Here is an 18,858-nt window from a genome sequence, read left to right on the forward strand (position 1 = left end):
CGGCGCCGGCCCTCTAGGAGCCCTTGGGGTTGGTGTGGATGACGTTGCCCTTGGGGTCGGTCTCCAGGTAGCCGCCGTCGTAGGCGTCGCTGAAGTAGACCATGATGGTCGGGGTCAGATCCATCATGTCGGGCTTGGCGATCACGTAACGCGACGTGGGCTGGGGGACGTTGAGGGTGTCCTGGGCCTTCTTCAGGACACCCGGGAGCAGGTCCCAGTTGTACTGGCCGAGATCGATGAGCTTGTCGACCGAGGTGATCGAGCCGCTCCCGGCGACGGCCTGCTTCGCGAACTTGCCGTCGCGGTACACGATCCGGTCGTAGCCCTTGGGCTGGCCGGCGACGGGGATCCTCGCGATCGCGTACTCGGGGTAGACGGTCAGGTCCCAGACCATGCCGTTCGGCGCGAACTGGTGCAGGGCGTCCACCACCTTCCGGACACCGTCCGGGGTGAGGAGGTCCACCTTCGCGGCGGGCGTCTCGGGGGCGACGGACGGCAGCGCGAGCCCGGAGGGCAGGGCGACGGCCGGCGTCGAGCCGGCGCCCCCGGAGACCGTCGTGCCGGCCGTGACCGTGGTCGAGGGCGCGGCGGAGCTGCCGTCCTTGTGCAGGTACCAGTTCAGGCCGCCGTAGCCGATCCCGAGGACGACGACGGCCGCCACGGCGAAGGGCGCGAGGCTGCGCCGCGTCGGAGCCGTGACCGGGGTGGGAGCCGTGACCGGGCCCGACGGGACGGCGTCCATCGGCGGCATCGGCGGCGGCCCGGGCCGCAGGTTCGTCGTCTGCACCGTCATCGGCGGGGGCGCCGGGAATTCGTGCTCGGCCGCCGCGAGCATGCGGTCGAACTGCTCGGCGTCCGGGCGCACCGCCGGGTCCTTGGCGAGCACGGCGGACAGCAGCGGCCCGAGCGGGCCGGCCCGGTGCGGGGGCGGGAGCGGCTCGTCCAGGACGGCGGCGAGGGTCGCGAGGGTGCTCGCGCGGCGCAGCGGGTGGTAGCCCTCCAGCGAGACGTACAGCATCATGCCGAGCGACCACAGGTCGGAGGACGGGTTGCCCTCCTGGCCGCGGAGGCGTTCGGGTGCGATGTACTCGGGCGAGCCGATGAGCGCGCCGGTCGCGGTGAGGGCGGTGGCGTCCTGCATCGCGGCGATGCCGAAGTCGGCGAGCACCGGGGTGCCGTCGGGGCGCAGCAGGACGTTGCCGGGCTTGACGTCGCGGTGCTGGATGCCGACGGCGTGGGCGGCGCGCAGCGCGGACAGCACGCCGCGGCCGATCCGCGCGGCCTCGGCGACGCCGAGCGGGCCCTGGCCGAGCCGGTCGGCGAGGCTGCCGCCGGAGACGAGCTCCATGACGAGCCAGGGGTGCGGGTGTTCGGGGGTGTCGACGATGTGGTGGATGACCACGACATTGGGGTGCTGGAGGCGCGCGAGCGACCGCGCCTCGCGCAGGACGCGCTCGCGCAGCTCGCGCGCGGCGGCCGGATCGGCGGCGGCCACGGCCGGGTCCGGCGGCCGGACCTCCTTGAGGACGACCTCGCGTTCCAGGGCGGTGTCGCGGGCGCGCCAGACCAGGCCCATGCCGCCACCGCCGAGCTGCTGGAGCAGTTCGAACCGGCCGTCGATGAGGCGTCTTTCCGCCCCCGGTGCATTCATGGGCGTCATCGTAGGGGGCGGCGGGGACACCTCGTGCACGAGGTGGGGACGACTCGTGGCATGACCGGCACAAGCCGGGGAAATGAGGTGGAGGACCATCAGGGACCGGTCCGTACCCTCACCATGTCGGGATCACCATGAGAAGACTCGCGATACGTCTGCTGTCGCTCGCAACGACCCTGTGCGCACTGGCCGTTGGCCCTCCCCCGGCCGCTTCGGCCGCCGTGGTGCAGGCGCCGGTGGCGCTCACCGGGGCCCAGCTGTCGGCCTCCTGGACGGGGCCGCTGAGCGCCCGGGGGCGGTACGTCGTCGACGCCGGCGGGAACCGGTTCAAGCTGATGTCGGGAAACTGGTCCGGGGCGCAGGGCACTTGGGAGGGCAGTGGGGACCCGAACGACCCCGCGGACAACCAGGCCGGGCAGGTCTCGCACGACATTCCGCTCGGCCTCGACCGGGCGCCCCTGGCGGACATCCTGGCGGGCTTCCACAGCCTCGGGCTGAACAGCGTGCGGCTGCCGTTCGCGGACGCGATGGTCCACGACGGCACGGCCGTCCCGGACGCCGCCGTCGCGGCCAACCCGCAGCTGCGCGGGAGCACGCCCCTCCAGGTGTACGACGCCGTGGTGGCCGCCCTCACGGCGGACGGGTTCGCCGTCGTCCTGAACAACCACACGACCACGTACCGGTTCTGCTGCGGACTGGACGGCAACGAGCGCTGGAACAGCGGCCAGTCGACCCGGCAGTGGGAGGACGACTGGCTGTTCATGGCGAACCGCTACCGCGACAACAAGCGCGTCGTCGGCGCGGACCTGCGCAACGAGGTGCGGCGGGACACCTGGGACGACCCCAACTGGGGCATGGGCGACGCCCACGACGAGTACGCCGCCTTCGAGGAGGCCGGCAACCGGATCCTCCAGGCCGACCCGGACCTGCTGATCATCATGGAGGGCATCAACTGGCAGGGCATCCCGCTCGCGGGCCTGCCGCACGGCCGGCCGATGCTCACACCGGTCGCCACCCTCTCCAACACCCTCGTCGACTCCGGCAAGCTCGTCTACTCGGCGCACTTCTATGCCTACACCGGCCCCGCCAACACCGGCGCGGGCAGCGGTCCCGGCGCCACGAGCGACCCGCGCTACCAGGACTTCACGCCCGAGCAGCTCGCCGCGGCCGTGGACGACGAGGCGCTCTTCGTCACCCGGACCGGGCAGCACTTCACCGCGCCGGTCTGGATCAGCGAGTTCGGCGCGGGCGGGCGCGGCTCGACCGACGCCAAGGAGCACGCCTGGTTCGACACCTTCACCGCGCTCCTCGCCGCCCGCGACGCCGACTTCGCCGTGTGGCCGCTCGTCGGCTGGCACAACAACGGTGTACCGCAGGACAGTTGGGCACTCCTGCACTACGACGCGGCCGGACGGCGGCTGAGCATCGAGGACCCGGGCGACTGGCGCGCCGACGACTGGAACCGGCTGGTCACCGCCCCCTCGTACACCGGGCAGGTGCCGGACGCGCCGCACTGGAACATGCTCGACCTCGACCACGCCGACCAGAACGTCTCCCGGCACATGCTCGCCCTGCCGGACTGGAGCAGCGGCAACCGCAAGGGCGACTGCCCGGACGGACAGCGGCTGATCGGCCTCGGCCGCGGCTCGGGCCGCGGGCTCTGCACGGACGCCGGGCAGCCGGGCACCGGCGCTGGCGAGTGGGTGGCGGTGACCGACGAACGCTACGTCACGGGCGGCGACTGGGCCTCCGGCTACAACAAACTCCAGTGCCCGGACGGGGACTTCGCCGTCGGCTACAGCGTCCGCAACAACGCGATGGCGGCCCTGCTGTGCGCACCGGCCACCGGCCCGCTGCCGACCACCGGACGCGTCCTGTGGTTCGACCACGGCGACAACCGGCCGCCGGCGTCGACCGGTTCGGACTCCGCCGCCGGCGACTGGGCCCCGGGCTCCTACAAGGGCCAGTGCGCGGCCGGCGAGTACGTCGCGGGCGTCGCCATGACCTGGCGCCGGCTGGAGTACGGCGTGCCGGACGCGCTGCTCTGCCACCCGCTGGGCTGAGCCGCTCCCCGGGCCGCCCTCGTGCGGAGGGCGGCCCGACCTCCCTTTCGGGTCGCGGACTTGGTTGATCACCCAGTTCCGGGGCGTTCGCCCTGTGCCGGGCACCAGTAGTCCCTACGATCGGGCCGTTGCTTCAATCGGTCCGCCCTCGTGCCACCCGACCCTGGAGGAACCCTCATGGCTTCACGCCCGATCTTCCGCCGCACCAAGGACGTTGCCCCGACCCGCCGCCTCACCTCCGCCGGATCGGCGCTGGTCGTCGGCGCGCTGCTCGTCCTCGCGGCGCCGAGCACGGCCGCCGCCAACAGCGTCGCCGTCACCGTGAAGACGCCCGGCGCCACCAGCGGGCCCACCACGATCGACTCGTCCATCTCGACCAGCGCCCACTGCACCAGCGGCCTCGTCTCCAGCGGCGGGATCGACCAGACCAACGGGACCGGCGCCGGGTCGAACGGCAACCACGTCCTCGGCACCGAGCCCAGCTCCGACGGCAGCACCGAGTACACCGGCACCACCGGCGTCGTCGGCACCGACGTGACGTACTGGATCGCCAAGGGCGGCAGCGGCGGCCAGGTCAACGCCGGCTTCTCCACCACCCCGTACGCGCTGTGCCTGACCAGCACGCTCATCAACCACACCCAGGTGGTGATGAACAAGGCCAACACGCCCACCAGCGCGGCCACCGTCGGCCTGGTGACGGCGAGTTGCCCGTCCGGCACGGCCCTGCTGGGCGGCGGCGCACTCGTCACCCCGAACAACACCGGCAACCTGAAGGCGATCGCGAGCTTCCCGACCTTCAACGACGCCGCCCACGACTACGGCCAGAAGGCCGCCGCCGACGGGGACACCAACCCCAACGCGTGGAGCGCCGTCGGCTGGGACAACAGCACCAACAGCGGCAACGAGACGTACGCGTACGCCATTTGCAGCGGCAGCGGGATCAACGTCAGCGGCGTCACCGTCAAGGTCCGCTTCACCGAGGCGACCGGCCCCAACACCGGCGGCACCGGCCAGAACACCACCGCCACCTGCGGCAGCGGCGACGGCAACCTGATCTCCGGCGGCGCGGCCGTCAGCGGCGGCTCCGTCACCACCACCGACTTCACCGGCCCCGGCTCGGCCGGCGACCACCTCAACGGCAGCTACCCGAGCGACTCCAGCGGCAACCCGGTCTCCGACGGCACCACCACGGCCGTGTCCTGGACGGCGTTCACGCACACCGGCGGCACGGGCTCGACGACCACCCACTCCGACGTCTGGGCCCTGTGCGCCAACGACGGCGTCTGAACCCCCTGAAGCACCTGAAGCACCTGAACCACCGGAAGGCACTGACAATGAGACCCTCTCTTCTGGCCAAGGCGGCCGTCCCCGGCGCCCTGCTCGCCCTCGTCGCGCCGAACGTCGCGCACGCCGACTCCGCGAGCGTCACCGTGGCCAACCCCGGTGCCACCATCGGACCGGCGACGCCCTTCACCGGCGTCTCGGCCCACGCCGACTGCGAGGACGGGCTCGTCTCCGGCGGCGGGATCACCCAGACCACCGGCGACGACCGGGCCGGCAACGGCAACCACGTGATGGGCATCGCGCCCGGCGCGGACGACCTGAGCGAGTTCACCGGCACGCCCGGGGTGGTCGGGCAGGACGTCACCCACTGGCTCGCCTTCGGCGGCAGTGGCAGCAACTACAGCCCCGCGTTCTCCAGCACGCCGTACGCGATGTGCCTGGACAGCAACCGGATCCGGCACACCCAGGTCGTCATGAACAAGGTCGCCGGGCCCTCGCTCTCGCAGGACTCGCGCCTCGTCACCGCCACCTGCCCGACCGGCACCCGGCTGATCGGCGGCGGCGCCCGCACCACCCCCGCGAGCGTCGGCAGCCTCAAGCCGATCGCGAGCTTCCCCACCTTCGCCGACGCCGCCCACGACTTCGGCAAGAAGGCGGCGGCCGACGGGGAGACCAACCCCGACTCGTGGACGGCCGTCGGCGGCATCGGCGGCGGACGCGACAGCGGCAACACCACGTTCGCGTACGCGATCTGCACCGGGGACCACGTCAAGGTCAAGAACCTGACGACGAAGGTCGGCTTCACCGAGGTGGCTGGCCCGACCGTGGCGGGCACCTCCGGCACGGCGACGGTCGGCTGTTCCGACGACGCCGACGAGCGCCACAGCCACTGGAGCCTCGTGAGCGGGGGCGCCGCGGCCAGCGGCGGCCACGTGACGACGACCGACTTCTCGAAGGCCGGCTCCGGCGGCACCCACCTCGTCGGCAGCTACCCGAGCGACGCCGACGCCACCCCGGCCGAGGACGGCACGGACGACCCCGACCACTGGTCGGCCACCGTCCACGTCGGGGGCTCCCCCTCGCCGAACACCTACACCGACGCCTGGGCCCTCTGCCTGAGCACCCGGTCCGGACACGGGGACTGAGAATCGGCTGAGCCCCGGTGCGCGGCGCGCCCGGGGCTCAGCACGCCATGACGACCTCAGCCGTCCCCCTTCCCCCTTCCGGGTGCTCCGGGTGCGAACCTGTGGATCTGCGGGTTAGCTGGTCCGGCGCGGAACCGATGGGTCGGCGTCGATGGGTGGCGTCAGCGTCGTGGCGAGTCGGTCGACGCCGAATCCGCTGATCAGGAGACGTTCCTTGCGGCTTCCGGTGAGGCGCTGGGCCCAGTCGACGAACCCGCCGTCCGCGATCTCCAGGTGCTGACCGTGGATGGTTGCGTAGACCTTGTAGCACAGGTCGGTGTAGTAACCGCGTCCGGTCGCCCGGTTGGGATCGTCGACGATGTCGAGGCCCGGTGTTCCGGCCAGCTCTGTACGTGCGCGGTCCAGGATCGAAGTGGCGGACTCGTCGAAGCAGGTGATCCGGATCTCGGTCTTGTCCACTCCAGCGCGTGCCATCGCCCGGACGGCGAAGCGCAGGTGCTCGACCAGGTGCTGTTGCTCGAAGGCCCGGCTGCCGGTGTCCCGGCCGGCGGTCACCAGGGCGAACAGTTGGAAGTGGGCGAGCATGCCGGGCGCGTCGAAGCGCTGGGCACGCACGACTCGTTGGCTGGCGGCCACCCGGACCGGCACGGCTGAGCGGGGATCGACGGCCAGGGCCTCGGACCTCCGCCGGGCTGCCTCCAGGGCCAGGGCATTGGTCGGGTCGGCTGCGACCTCGCTGCCGCGAATGGTGGCGACGACCTTGCGCGGGTCGACGGTCGCGACCGCCGCATGCGCAGCCAGGGGGACGAGTGGAGCCAAGGCGAGCATCTCGAAGTCATCCGGCAGCGCCGAGAGCAGGAAGTCCTCGGCTCGTCGCAATTGCGCGAACCCTGTCGGGGCCGGGATCACGAACCGGTCGGTGCGGTAGCGCCGCATCACCTCGGCCGGGGTGAGCCGATCGGCGCGGCGCCGGAAGACTTCCAGGAGCAGCGTGGTCAGATCCGACCCGGTCAGCCCCTTGGCCAGCAGGTCCAGCAGTTCCGGTCCGCCTGCCTCGGCCAGAACTCGGCGCAACGCCGGACCGGCCGAGTACTCATCGCTCGTCATGGCGGACCAGTATCGCCGGGCCGGCATCACGAGACGAACGCGACCAGGCGGGCGTCGTTGACTGCCCGCCAAGGGACCCGGGCCTACTTCGGCATGGCGCCCAGGGCATCGGCCGCTTGCCGTGTCCGCCCCTCTGTGCGCAGGAAGTCGGCCCGGCCGACTTCCTGCGCTAGCGGGGCTCCCTGGCGCTCAGCTCCACCGGACGTGGAAGTCGGTGGGCAGCAGGCGCAGGGAGTCCAGTTCCTCCGCGAGTTCGGGGGCGGCGGTCTCGATCCGCTCGCCGTCCACCAGCGGTGCGGAGCTGTAGATCTTGCGAAGGGAGAAGTCCCACCCGGTGCCGTCGTCGTCGGGGGCGTGCCCGATCGTGACCTTCAGTCGGTGCGGCTCGTACCGGATCCTGCTGCTCTCCGTCCGGGTGGCGGCGCAGGCGTCGAGTGCGGACCAGAACCGGTGGTCGGTCATCCGGGCGAGCCGGGCCGGGTCGAGCCCGGTGTCGTCGAGCAGCCGGCCCGCCAGCCGTCGGACCACCGAGACCGGCCCCACGTTGTCCCACGAGGTGTGGAGCCGCGCCTCCGCGGCGACCAGCCCGACGAGCGCGGCAGCGTCCTCGCGGCCGGCCGACACCGCCGAGTCCGCCAGCCCGAGCCGCCCCAGCAGCGCGGCCGGATCGACGTCGAGCCGCCCGGCGGCACGACCGCTGCGCGCGTAGGAGTCGAGGTGGTCGAGGTTCAGCAGCCCCGAGCGCCCGGTCAGCGGCGTGAGCGGATTCCCGTCGAGCAGGGAGACGACGGCGTCGGCATCGACCCCGTGCTTCTCCAGCACACCCCGGATCGGCTCGGCCCGTAGCAACTGCGAGCCGATCGCATGGTGATCGAGCCCGCCGAGGCCTTCGAATGTGTGGCTCAACGGCAGGTGCCCGATGTCGTGCAACAGCGCCGCGACCCGCAGGAGCTCGTCCCGGGGCCGGAAGCGCACGACCAGCGCGAGCACCCCGAGGGTGTGCTCAAGCCTGGAGTACGACTGCAGCGTACTGATCGTCGAGGCTCCGCCGTGCACGACGAAGTGCAGCCGCCGCAGTGGCTCGCTCCGAAGCAACTCGACTTCCACGGGCCTGAGTTCGACGGGAACCCGCCAGAGCGGATCGGTGAACACCGGGGCCGCCCCCACGACGTTGGTCGGCGCGGCCGGTGCGGTCTGGTCCATGTGAGCAGGCATCGGGCAACTCTAGGAACCGCTCGCCCGCCCGCACCACTCCATAATGGTGGAGAAGACCCGGAGGAGCGTGTCGGGTCTGCAGTGGGGCGTCTCGGGGGGAACGGCATGCAGGTGGAGTTGGTGTACAGCCGCATGGGCGGTCTGTTGACGGCGATCGGGGACCGGGAGCTCGGGTACCGGCGGTTCGGGGCGAAGCCGCGGACGCTCGGGGCCTGGGAGCTCCGCTACGACCGGCTCGGGAACCGGCTGGCGGGGGTCGGGCACGTGGAGCTCACGTACGACCGGATGGGGAACCGGCTGCGCACCGCGGGGGGCTGGACGCTCGAGTACGACCGGATGGGCAACCGGCTCCACCGGATCGGCCCGTACGACCTCGAAGCCGACCACATGGGAAACCGCGTGCGCGCGGTGGGTCCGATGAGGCTCGACTACGACCGGCTCGGCGCGCGCCCGCGCTGGGTGCAGCTGCCGGACGGGTACGGACCGTTGTCGGACGACCTGGTCCTCGCGCTGTTCCTCGTCCTGCACCTGCAGAAGGAGGAATCGGACTGAGAGGTCCGGTCATGCATGATGACGGGATGATATCCAGCGACCAGCGCTTCCACGTCATCGTGCTGTCGAACTTCGCGAGGGGCTTCGACAAGTACGCGTTCGCCTACGGCAAGGCGGGGATCCCGGAGAGCACCTACCCGGACCGGTTCCACCTGCTGACCCGGGCGGAGCTGGGCATCGGCGTCGGCAAGGCGCGGCGCCTGCTGGAGCGGCTGGCCGTTCCGGGCGACCGGCTGCTGGTGCTGGAGACTTCGGTGGATCCCGACGCGCTGGTGCCCAACACGAGGACCGGCCTCGGCATGGAGCTGCACGAGGCGAGCATCCGGCTGTCGGCCGTCCACGAGCTCGACCACGCGGACGACGAGGTCACCCTGCGCCCGACGACCGTCGAGGACGCGATGGCGGCCTCCCTGCACCTGCAGGAGGCGGCCCGCAGACCCTACGCCGAGCTGCGGCCGCGCTCGGTCTCGGTCCTGCCGGTCGCCTCCGCCTGCCAGGCCCGGTGCTCGTTCTGCTTCTCCGCGGCCTCGATCTCCAGCGACCAGGCACCGGCCCGGGTGCCGTGGGACACCGTCACCTCCTGGCTGGAGCGCGCCCGCGCGGCGGGTGCCGAGCGCGCGGTGATCACCGGGGGCGGCGAGCCCACGTTGCTGCCGTTCGACCAGCAGCTTCGGCTGGTGTCGGCCTGTTCGGCGGCTTTCCCGAAGGTCGTCCTGATCACCAACGCGCACAACCTGGCGCAGGGCGAGCACGCCGATCGCGCCGACCGGCTGGCCGCCCTGAGCTCGGCGGGCCTGAGCGTGCTGGCCGTCTCCCGGCACCACCAGGACGACGCCGTCAGCGAGCGGCTGATGTCGCTGCGCACGCCGGTGGGCTCCGTCGTCGAGACCTGGCGTGCGGAGCGCGAGCGCTGGCCGGGGCTGCGGATGCGGCTGATCTGCGTGTTGCAACACGGCGGTGTGGCCGACGCGAGCGGCGTCGCCGACTACCTCTCGTGGGCCGCGGACCTCGGCGTCGACGAGGTGTGCTTCAAGGAGCTCTACGTCTCCACCAGTACCGAGTCCCTCTACTTCGAGCGCGCGGCCAACGTCTGGAGCCGGCAGCACCAGGTCTCGCTGTCCGTCGTCACCCGGTTCGCCGAGCAGCACGGCTTTGCGCTGTCGAGCCGGCTGCCCTGGGGCGCGCCGGTCTACGACGGTACCTGGGAGGGCCGGCCCATGCGGATCGCCGCGTACACCGAGCCCAGCCTGCTCTGGGAACGCACCACCGGGACCGCGCGGAGCTGGAACGTCCTGGCGGACGGACGCTGCTACGTCTCCCTGGAGGACCGGGCGAGCGAGATCGTGCGGGAGGGAGCACCCGCATGAGGTTCGACGAGTTCCAGGAGTTCCGGCAGCGGCAACTCGGCGCCGATCCCTCGCTGCTGGACGCGGCCGAGACCAATGTGTACCGGGCGCTCGCGGCACTGCGACCGGAGCCGCCGGCCGAGCCGCACACGGTGTACCGGTGCGATCTCGCCCGTGCCTGGCTGCGGCGGTACGGGCTGCCGGAGGAGTGGTCCCGCCGGGCCATGGTCTCCCGCGGGGTCCGGCACGGCCTCGGGGTGGTGTTCGCGCGGCTGCGCGCCGAGCGGGCGCGGTTGTGGCTGCCCGGCGACGTGTACCCGGTGTACTTCGAGCTGGCCCGCGCCGCAGGGCTGGAGCCAGGGTCCTACCCGACGCTTCCGGCACCGGCCCTGCCGGGGTCGCCGGCGGACGACCGGCCCGAGTACCTGCTGCTCGCCAACCCCAGCAAGCCGCTCGGCCGGTACCTGACCGACAGCGAGTGCGGCGCGGTGATCTCGTGGCTGCGGGAGTCGCCGCACCGCCGTCTGCTGATCGACGCCGTCTACGACCTGGGAGCCCCGTTCGCGGCCGGCACGCGGCGACTGCTGGAGACCGGCCGTGCGGTCCTGCTGCATTCGGTGACCAAGGGCTGGCTGTGGCCGCGCACGTTCGGCGTGGTCCTGCTGGGTCCGGAGCAGCCCGAACTGGCCGAGGCGTTCCGGGCGGACCCGCCGACACCGGATCAACTGAGCCTCGCCGAGCGCCTGCTGACCGAGCACGGCGACGTGCCCCGGCAGGTCGCCGACGAACTGACCGCACGGGCCGAGCGGTTGTTCGCGCGGCTGCCGGCCGACGTCCTCGGGGCGATTCCCGCGGCGAGCCGGACGTCTCCCGGCAACTACTTCTTCCCGGTCGGGATCCCGGCGGAGACGCTCCGGCGCGAGTACGGCGTGCTCGCCCTGCCGGCCGGGGTGTTCGGGCAGAGTGACTGGTCCGGTTCGGTCCTGACCAGCCTCGTGGGCGCCTTCGGCCCGTAGCGCTGGGCCGTAGCGCTAGGAGGGCGTGGCCAGCGTGTTCCAGAAGAGGTGTTCGTAGGCCTGGAGCAGGAGGGCGTGTTCGCGGGCCGCCGCGAGGGTGTGGTCGTCGAGGGGGTGCGGGCCGAGGGATTCGGCGGCCTGTTCTTCGAGGGCGGTCGCGGGCTGGGCGAAGAAGTCGAAGAACGCGCAGGCCTCGTCCGGGAAGCCGTAGTGGCGGCGCAGGGCCTCGGCGATCGTGGCGCAATAGCCGCCCCAGGCCGCGAAGTTCGCGACGAGGGCGACGGCCGCCGCGGGCGGCTGCGCGTTGAGGGCGAGCCAGGCGAGGTACGCGGGGTAGGCCTGGCAGCCGGCGAGGGGCGGGTGGTGCGCGAGTCCGTCGGGGTCGAGGCCGCAGGCCGAGGCGAGGGCGGGGAGGGTGCGGAGCGCGGCGCTCTCGCCGTCGGCCAGGGTGGCGAACCAGGCGCCCGCCGGGCGGTCGGCGCACCGGGTGGCGAGGAGGAGCAGGCTGCGCCGGTCGGAGGTGATGATCCGGTGCTGCTGGGCGGCGAGTTCGGCGAGGGTGGTGAGCGGGGCCCGGCCGTCGGCGAGGGCCGTGACGAGGGCGGGGGCGGTGTCGCCGGGCGCCAGTTCGGCGCGCAGTCGCTGGATCTGGGCGAGGATCGGGTGGTTCACCTGGTGCCTCCGTGGACGGGCGCTGCGGGTGGGGCGCTGGGCGGTGCGGCCCCGGTGTCCCTTCCTACCGCCTCGCCGGGGGCCGGGTGCGGCGACAGGCCGGGTGGGCGGCGGGCTGCCGCCGCACCCGGCGTGTTCGTCGGCGCGGGTCGTCAGGACGAGCCGCAGGCCGTCGTGACGTCGGCGGCGGCGCTCACGATGGCGCCGACGTCGGGCTGCTTGCCGTCGTTGACGGCCTTCTGGGCGTCGTCGATGGTCTTGGACAGCTTGTCGGTGGCCTTGTCGAGCTTGCCGTCGCTGCCGCTCTCGCGGACCTTCTTGACGTCGTCCCTGATCTTCTTCAGGGCGTCGAGCGTGTGCTGCCGCTTGCTGTCGTCGGTGATCTGCCCGACGTTGACCGCCGAGTCGGCCAGGTCCTGGACGTCGCCGGTGACGCTGATGGCCCGCTTCCCGCAGTCGAGCGCCTGGTCGGCGTTCTTGCACGCGGTGAACAGCGGGGCGGCGGCGAGCAGTGCGACCGCGGCGATCGTGATCCGGTACGGCTTCCTTGTCATGTCGATTCCCTCCCGTCCTCACCAACGCCGAAACGGGCTGCGGCGGTTCCGTCGTCCTTCCGGCCGGCGAGGGTGGCGGATCGGGCGTCGCCCGTCGTGCCGGAGCGGGTGAGGTCGAGGGGGTTGGGGACGGTTACCCGGGGGCGGACGGTTCCGGTGGGCAAACTGTGCAGCAAAACTGTGCAGCAAAACTGCGCAGGAAAACTGTACAGCAAAGCTGGACAGTCAAGGCTGATGAACCTACCGTGGACGGAGTGAACGAGATACCTGCCGACGTCGGCGAGTCCGCCGAGCGCGCCACCGTGCCGGAGGCGCCGGCCCTGCTCGCCCGGATCCGGTCGCTACCCCGCGGTGGACAACAGCCGGTCCGGGAGGGGGAGTTCGATCGGCGGCTGATCGCCCCGATGGTCCTCGGCTCGGTGCTGAACCCGGTCAACTCCTCGATGATCGCCGTCGCCCTGGTGCCCATCGGCACCGCCTTCGGAGCCCCGCCCGCGGAGACGGCCTGGCTCGTCTCCGCGCTCTACCTCGCGACCGCCGTCGGCCAGCCCGTGATCGGGAGACTGGTCGACACCCACGGGCCCCGTCGCCTCTACCTCGCCGGGACGGCACTGGTCGGCGTCGCGGGCCTGCTGGGCGCGCTCGCCCCCTCGCTCGGGCTGCTGATCGCCGCCCGCGTGCTGCTGGGCCTCGGCACGTCGGCCGCCTATCCCGCCGCGATGCACCTCACCCGCAGCGAGGCCGCGCGGACCGGGCGGGACAGCCCGGCGGGCGTGCTCACCGCGCTGGCCGTCGCCAACCAGACGGTCGCCGTCATCGGCCCCACCCTCGGCGGGCTGCTGATCGGCGCCGGCGGCTGGCGGGCCGTCTTCGCCGTCAACGTGCCGCTGTCGCTGGCCTGCCTGGTACTCGGCGCGGCCCGCCTGCCGAGGCGGCCGGCCCGCGCGCGGCGCACCTCCGCCCGCCTGGACGGCACCGGGATCGCGCTCTTCGCCGCCATGCTCGTCGCCCTGATGCTCTTCCTCATGAAGCCGCAGGCCGCCCACTGGTACCTGTCGGCGGCCGCCGTCGCCACCGCCTGCGCCTTCGCCGCACGGGAGTTGCGTGTCCGCGACCCCTTCATCGACCTGCGGACGCTCGCCGGGAACCGCCCGCTGATCGTCACCTACCTGCGCCAACTCCTCGGCTACACCGCCTCCTACGCCTTCCTCTACGGCTACACCCAGTGGCTGGAGGAAGGCCGCCGGCTCACGCCCTCGGCCGCCGGACTGGTCCTGCTGCCGCTCTCCGGCGCCGCCCTCGCCGTCTCCGCCGCCACCGGCCGCAGCACGGCCGTCCGCGGCAAGCTGGTCGTCGGCTCCTTCCTCCAACTCGCCGCGTGTTCAGCGATGTTGTCGGTCGGAACCGGGAGCGGAATCTGGCTGCTGGCCGCCGTCGGGATACTCGCCGGGATCCCGCAGGGGCTCATCGGCCTGGCCAACCAGGCCGCCCTCTACCACCAGGCCGACCCGGCCCGGATCGGCTCCGCGGCGGGCCTGCTGCGCACGTTCACGTACCTCGGCGCGATGGCGGCCTCCGCGGCCAATGCCGCGTTCTTCCCCCACGGCGCCACCACTGCGGGGCTGCACCACCTCGCACTGTTCATGCTCGGCGGTGCCGCCCTCCTGCTCGCGCTCGTCCTGCCCGACCGCTCGCTGCGCCGGCTTGCGTCGGGCACGCACAACTGAGGAAGAGAAAACGGGAGTTGCTCTCCTACTGCGCATCGTTGTCGTCGGGGGAGTGCACGACGGCCTCGATGGGGTAGCCCTCCCGGAGGATCTTCAGGAGGGCGTGCTGCTCCTCCAGCCAGCCGGGGGCGAGGGAGAGGATGAAGCGCAGGGTCACGCCGGAGTCCTCGGCGTCGGAGACGGTGACCCAGACCCCGCCGGGCCGGCCGGGCTCGACCCGCAGCTCCGGCCCGTGCTCCTCGTCCAGCCAGCGGACCGCCTCCCGGCGGGAGAGCCGCTCCAGGGCGGCTTCCCAGTCGATGAGGTGTTGTTCCGTCAGGACCGTCGCGAACCGGGCGGTCAGCGCCTCGGCGGTGGCGACGATCTCGCAGTCCAGCCGGCCGTGTCCGAGCGGCGTGACCGGGGCGCGCCGGCCGAGGACGAGGACCCGCAGGCTCTTCCCGGCGCCGCCCGGGCGGTCGGCGAGTCTGATCAACTCGTTCTGCTGCGAAGCGACTTCACTCATCGTGCACTCCCGGTGACAGCCTTCCAAAGGGTGCTCATCCTCGCGTAGGTGTTCGCCCGATGCCAATCCCGGTGGTGGGACCGGTCGTTGTCACGATGTGGACGTCCCGCCCGGCGGATGGGCCGGACGGGCCGTGGCTCGCCCGAGCCTCACCCGTGTTCCGGGCGGCCGGTGATGACCGTGGTGAAGATCGGGGCGCCGTACTGGTGGCCGGTCACGACGGTGGTGAGTGCGTCGGGGTCCTCGGCGCGGGTGAGGCACGCGGTGACGGTGGTCGGCGCGTCGTGCTCGGCGTAGCGGTGGTAGGTGGTGGTCATGGTGGTCGGCGCGATCGTGACCGGGGAGGTGAGGGCGTTGGCGGCCTGGCGGGCGGCCTCCAGCAGGACCATGCCGGGGATGTGGTCGATGGCGTGGTCGAAGAGGATCGGGTGCCACGGGTCGGGCGTGAGGTGCCAGGTGTCGGGCTCGTCGGACGGGGTGAGCACGACGTCGGCGGGGCGCAGTCGGCCGACCCGGGCGGGCGGCAGTGGCGGCCCGGCCGGGGCTTGTGCGGGGACGAGCCGCTCGGACGTGCTCGTGCCGTCGGGGCCGTCGGGGCCGTCGGGGCCGTCGGGGCCGTCGGGGCCGCCGGGCCCGTCGGTGTGGTCGGTGCCGTTAGTGCCGTCCGCGCGGTTTGTGTCGGGGTTGCGGCAGGCGCCGCGCAGGCGACGGTAGGTCGCGTCGGAAACGGTGGTGAAGCGGGTGAGGCCGGTCGCGGCGACGTGGGGGCCTCGGCGCATGGTGATGGTCAGGGTGAAGTCGATCGTCGTGCGGGTTCTGGGCTGCGGCTCGAGTCTGGCCTCGATGGTGAGGTCGGTGGGCGTGCCGCCGATGGTGAGTCGCCGGGGGTGGGTGGTGCAGTCGAGGTTCCACATCATGAACCGGTGGTCGAGCGGCACGCCGAAGCGGGTGTGGGCGAGGTAGAGCCCGGTCTGGCGGATCGTCTCGGCGGCCTGCATCGGGTCGTGCCCGGTGCCGTCCGGCGTACTGAAGAAGGTGTGGGCGCGCGGCCACTGCGCGGTGACGGTGAACGTGGTGTCGCTCGACTGCTCACTGCCGGTCAGGAAGACCTCGGCGTGACAGGCGCGGTGGACGTACTCCTTGGGGACGGTGGTGGTCAGTCGGGGCTTCGCACCGATCGGGCGGTCGGCGAGCCCGGCGGCGGAGTCGGCATGCGCGGGCCCGAAACCGGGGATGCCGGTGGAGAGGTCGTCCGGAAGGTCGTCGGAGAAGCCGGCGAAGAGCCCGGTGGAGAGGCCGCGGGGAAGGCCGGTGGCGGCGCGCGAGGGCGCGGGGGCACGATAGGCAAGCTGGGTCACGGGAGCGCTCCGAAGGGCCGTGGCGGGCGGGTAGGGCTGCTCAGGGCTCGTAAGATACGTACCTTCCGGTTTGGTTTTCAAGGAGTCCGGACCACGGTTCGTCGGCGACCGAGCGTTGCGATCTCGTCGCTCCGGGTGCGTACCGAGGGGTCCGGGAGGCCGTCGGCGCTTGCGGACGGGTGCCTGACCTGCGGTCAATTCGACGGTGGAAGAACACTTGGGCGTGATTTGACCACGCTTTGGCCGGCGGGACGGCGGCGGGAAGTGGGAGGCGGCGTTCCGTACCGGCCGATCGCGGGCGAATCGTGCGTCGCCTGTCCGACCCGTACCGTCCACACGGTTTTCACCGCGTTCCCGAGCGGACGAGACACCGCCGGGGAGGGGGACCGGCCCGTTCCTGTACGGCTAAGATACAGGGTGTTTGGTTTGGTTCTCCGAACGGTTCAGGGGTGGTGGCGTTGGTGCGGCAGGAGAGGGCGGTCCAGACCCGGCGGTCGATCCTGGAGGCCGCGGCGACGGTCTTCGACGAGTTCGGCTACGAGGGTGCGACCATCGGCGAGGTGGTCGCGCGCGCGGGCGTGACGCGCGGGGCGCTGTACTTCCACTTCGCCTCGAAGCGCGACCTCGCGCTCGGCGTCGTGGAGGAGCAGTTCGTCCAAGGGCCGCTGCCCGAACGGAGCTGCAAGCTCCAGGAGTTCGTCGACACCGGGATGGTGGTGGCGCACCTGATGCCGCGGGATGCGCTCCTGAGCGCCGGCGCGCGGCTCTCGCTGGGCCAGGACGTCTTCGGCGATCTCCGTGGCGGCGCCTTCCAGGGCTGGATCAGCCGGCTGGAGGAGGTGCTCGTGGCGGCGAAGGAGCAGGGCGAACTGCTGCCGCACGTGGTGCCGGCCGAGACCGCCTGGCTGCTGACCGGAGCGTGGACCGGCGTGCAGATCCAGTCCCAGAAGCTCACCGGGCGGGCGGACTTGGAGCGCCGGGTGTCCGGGCTCTACCGGCTCGTCATGCCGAGCATCGCGATGCCCGGCGTGCTGGCCACGCTCGACCTCGCGCCCGACCGCGGCGCCAGGGTGGCGGCCGAGGTGGCGGCGCGGGCGGCGGCCGGTGCGGATGCGGCCGATTCGACGTCAGGAGCGCCGGAGGAGACGGACACCGTGGGCGGCGCGGACGCCGGCTGAGGCCTCCGCCCGTCGGGCTCGGTCGGTCCCCGTCGCTCCCTGTCGGTCTCCGTCGAGCTTCGGGTGGCGAATTGTTCGGCATAAAACAAACAGCTTGGTCGGTTTTCCATTGACAAACCGTCCGCCCTGTTTTTGGATGGTGGTGGGTGCCCTGCCGTCCGGCTGACGGGTACTCGGCCGACCGGTGGCCGTCGGGGCCGCCGACGCGTCTGGATGTGGGGTGGTCATCGTGGAGATCCGGGTGCTGGGGGCTTTGGGGGTCCGGGTGTGCGGGGAGTCGGTGGTGCCCTCCGCGCCCAAACCGCGGCAGGTGCTCGCGCTGCTGGCCTTACGGGCCGACCAGGTCGTCCCGGCGGGCGTCCTCGCCGAGGAGTTGTGGTCCGGCCGCCCGCCGCGCAGCGCGCGCACGACCGTCCAGACCTACGTGCTGCAACTGCGCGACCTGATCGACAAGGCGCTCGCCCAGGCCGACGAGCCGTGCGCCGCCACGTGCGCGAAGGACGTCCTGGTGACGTCGCCCGGCGGCTACATGCTCAACACCGGCGGCGGCACCGTCGACCTCCACGAATTCGAGCGCCTGGCCGGCCTCGGCTACCGCGCCATGGACGGCGGCGACCACGCGCTCGGGGCCCGGCAGTTGGCCGACGCCCTCGCCCTGTGGCGCGGCCCGGCCCTCGCGGACGTCCCGCTCGGCGGCCAGCTCGCCGTCGAGGCCAAACGCCTGGAGGAGACCCGGCTCTGCGCCCTGGACCAGCGCATCGAGGCCGACCTGCGGCTCGGCCGCCACCGCGTCCTGCTCGCCGAACTGACAGTCCTGGTCGACCGCTACCGCACCCACGAGAGCCTGCACGGCCAGTACATGCTCGCCCTGCACCGCTCCGGGCGGCGCGGCGAGGCGCTGGAGGCGTACCAGCGGCTGCGGAACACCCTGGTGCGGGAGCTGGGCATGGAGCCCTCGGCCGGTCTGCGGCGGCTGCAGCGCACGATCCTGCTCGCCGGGCCGGAGCGGGTCGAGGCGGACCGCCCGGCCGCGGTCCCGTCCGTCGGGGGCGATCCGGCGACGCGGGCGCGGCTCAGCCGGATCGGGTGATCGGGCTCCGGAGCCTTCGCTGCGGGCGCGGAACCGACCGGCGCCAAACCCGCTGGTGGGCGCGAACGGCGCACCCGTAAACTCCCGTGCTCGTGACCGACGCCACCGACGCCACCGACACCGCTGATGCCACGGACGCCTTGACGTCCCGTTCCGCCCCGACCCGCTACGCCCCCGGGGCATCCCGGGCCACTTCGACGCCCGATTCCGACATCGCGTCCGGTTTCGCCGGTGACGGGCGGGGCGGCCCGGGAGCGTCCGCCGCCGCCGGGTCGAGGCGCGCGGCCCGCCCCCGAGGCGGCGCCCGGGGCGGCCCCCGCGCGCGCGCGGCGGGGTGGGCGGGGGCGGGGGGGCGCCGGGGGGGGCTACGTGCGAATCGTCCTCGCGGACGG

Annotated in this window: 16 protein-coding genes; 9 read left to right on the plus strand and 7 right to left on the minus strand. The window is 72.6% G+C overall.

The genetic code is table 11. The features are described from left to right. Positions 1-13: 13 nt before the first annotated feature. Complete coding sequence (locus tag ACFV4G_RS21070; RefSeq protein WP_380442518.1) at positions 14-1,651, minus strand: protein kinase; 1,638 nt, start codon at positions 1,649-1,651, stop codon at positions 14-16. A gap of 137 nt (positions 1,652-1,788) precedes the next feature. On the opposite strand from ACFV4G_RS21070, the gene ACFV4G_RS21075 reads away from it, so the two are divergent. The 3 genes from ACFV4G_RS21075 (at position 1,789) to ACFV4G_RS21085 (ending at position 6,146) form a co-directional block, all read left to right on the plus strand. Continuing rightward, positions 1,789-3,717: a cellulase family glycosylhydrolase gene (locus ACFV4G_RS21075; RefSeq protein WP_380442520.1), complete on the plus strand. Its 1,929-nt coding sequence runs from the start codon at positions 1,789-1,791 to the stop codon at positions 3,715-3,717. Positions 3,718-3,894: 177 nt separating this feature from the next. Further along, the gene (locus ACFV4G_RS21080) at positions 3,895-5,004 is read left to right on the plus strand and encodes a hypothetical protein (RefSeq protein ID WP_380442522.1); all 1,110 of its coding nucleotides are present in this window, start codon (positions 3,895-3,897) and stop codon (positions 5,002-5,004) included. Between the two features lie 47 nt (positions 5,005-5,051). After that, a complete protein-coding gene (locus ACFV4G_RS21085) occupies positions 5,052-6,146 on the plus strand; it encodes a hypothetical protein (protein WP_380442524.1) in 1,095 nt (364 codons plus the stop codon). 114 nt (positions 6,147-6,260) lie between these two features. Here the strand turns inward: ACFV4G_RS21085 and ACFV4G_RS21090 are convergent, their stop codons facing one another. After that, positions 6,261-7,253, minus strand: coding sequence for a hypothetical protein (locus tag ACFV4G_RS21090; RefSeq protein ID WP_380442526.1), 993 nt, complete (start codon positions 7,251-7,253; stop codon positions 6,261-6,263). A 189-nt stretch (positions 7,254-7,442) separates the two neighbouring features. Next, entirely contained in the window at positions 7,443-8,468 is a 1,026-nt protein-coding gene (locus ACFV4G_RS21095; protein ID WP_380442528.1) for an HD domain-containing protein, read from the minus strand. A 105-nt stretch (positions 8,469-8,573) separates the two neighbouring features. Between ACFV4G_RS21095 and ACFV4G_RS21100 the strand changes: the two genes are divergently transcribed. From ACFV4G_RS21100 to ACFV4G_RS21110, 3 genes are read left to right on the plus strand one after another with little or no spacing between them, the layout of a single operon-like run. Further along, positions 8,574-9,020, plus strand: a complete 447-nt coding sequence (locus ACFV4G_RS21100) for a hypothetical protein (RefSeq protein WP_380442530.1) — start codon at positions 8,574-8,576, stop codon at positions 9,018-9,020. A gap of 26 nt (positions 9,021-9,046) precedes the next feature. Further along, entirely contained in the window at positions 9,047-10,387 is a 1,341-nt protein-coding gene (locus ACFV4G_RS21105; RefSeq protein ID WP_380442532.1) for a radical SAM protein, read from the plus strand. Beyond that, positions 10,384-11,382: an aminotransferase class I/II-fold pyridoxal phosphate-dependent enzyme gene (locus ACFV4G_RS21110; protein WP_380442534.1), complete on the plus strand. Its 999-nt coding sequence runs from the start codon at positions 10,384-10,386 to the stop codon at positions 11,380-11,382. The genes ACFV4G_RS21105 and ACFV4G_RS21110 overlap by 4 nt, the downstream gene beginning before the upstream one ends. A 15-nt stretch (positions 11,383-11,397) precedes the next feature. On the opposite strand, the gene ACFV4G_RS21115 is transcribed toward ACFV4G_RS21110, so the two are convergent. Together ACFV4G_RS21115 and ACFV4G_RS21120 are read right to left on the minus strand one after the other, a co-directional pair. Further along, a complete protein-coding gene (locus tag ACFV4G_RS21115) occupies positions 11,398-12,054 on the minus strand; it encodes a transcriptional regulator (RefSeq protein WP_380442536.1) in 657 nt (218 codons plus the stop codon). Positions 12,055-12,206: 152 nt separating this feature from the next. Beyond that, the gene (locus ACFV4G_RS21120) at positions 12,207-12,608 is read right to left on the minus strand and encodes a hypothetical protein (protein ID WP_380442538.1); all 402 of its coding nucleotides are present in this window, start codon (positions 12,606-12,608) and stop codon (positions 12,207-12,209) included. A 320-nt stretch (positions 12,609-12,928) separates the two neighbouring features. Here ACFV4G_RS21120 and ACFV4G_RS21125 point away from each other — a divergent pair, with 320 nt between their 5' ends. Further along, entirely contained in the window at positions 12,929-14,335 is a 1,407-nt protein-coding gene (locus ACFV4G_RS21125) for an MFS transporter (protein WP_380442592.1), read from the plus strand. 25 nt (positions 14,336-14,360) lie between these two features. Here the strand turns inward: ACFV4G_RS21125 and ACFV4G_RS21130 are convergent, their stop codons facing one another. Both ACFV4G_RS21130 and ACFV4G_RS21135 read right to left on the minus strand, forming a co-directional pair. Continuing rightward, positions 14,361-14,840, minus strand: a complete 480-nt coding sequence (locus ACFV4G_RS21130; protein ID WP_380442540.1) for a DUF5959 family protein — start codon at positions 14,838-14,840, stop codon at positions 14,361-14,363. Positions 14,841-14,989: 149 nt separating this feature from the next. After that, on the minus strand, positions 14,990-16,198 hold the full coding sequence (locus ACFV4G_RS21135) for a ScbA/BarX family gamma-butyrolactone biosynthesis protein (RefSeq protein WP_380442542.1): 1,209 nt from the start codon (positions 16,196-16,198) through the stop codon (positions 14,990-14,992). Between the two features lie 461 nt (positions 16,199-16,659). Here ACFV4G_RS21135 and ACFV4G_RS21140 point away from each other — a divergent pair, with 461 nt between their 5' ends. Together ACFV4G_RS21140 and ACFV4G_RS21145 are read left to right on the plus strand one after the other, a co-directional pair. Beyond that, positions 16,660-17,376: a ScbR family autoregulator-binding transcription factor gene (locus ACFV4G_RS21140; RefSeq protein WP_380442544.1), complete on the plus strand. Its 717-nt coding sequence runs from the start codon at positions 16,660-16,662 to the stop codon at positions 17,374-17,376. 229 nt (positions 17,377-17,605) lie between these two features. Further along, positions 17,606-18,466 (plus strand): BTAD domain-containing putative transcriptional regulator, encoded by an 861-nt coding sequence (locus tag ACFV4G_RS21145; RefSeq protein ID WP_380442594.1) that lies wholly within the window; start codon positions 17,606-17,608, stop codon positions 18,464-18,466. Positions 18,467-18,858: the final 392 nt, after the last annotated feature.

Origin of the sequence: Kitasatospora sp. NPDC059747 (assembly GCF_042732955.1) — a bacterium.
Lineage (GTDB): Bacteria > Actinomycetota > Actinomycetes > Streptomycetales > Streptomycetaceae > Kitasatospora.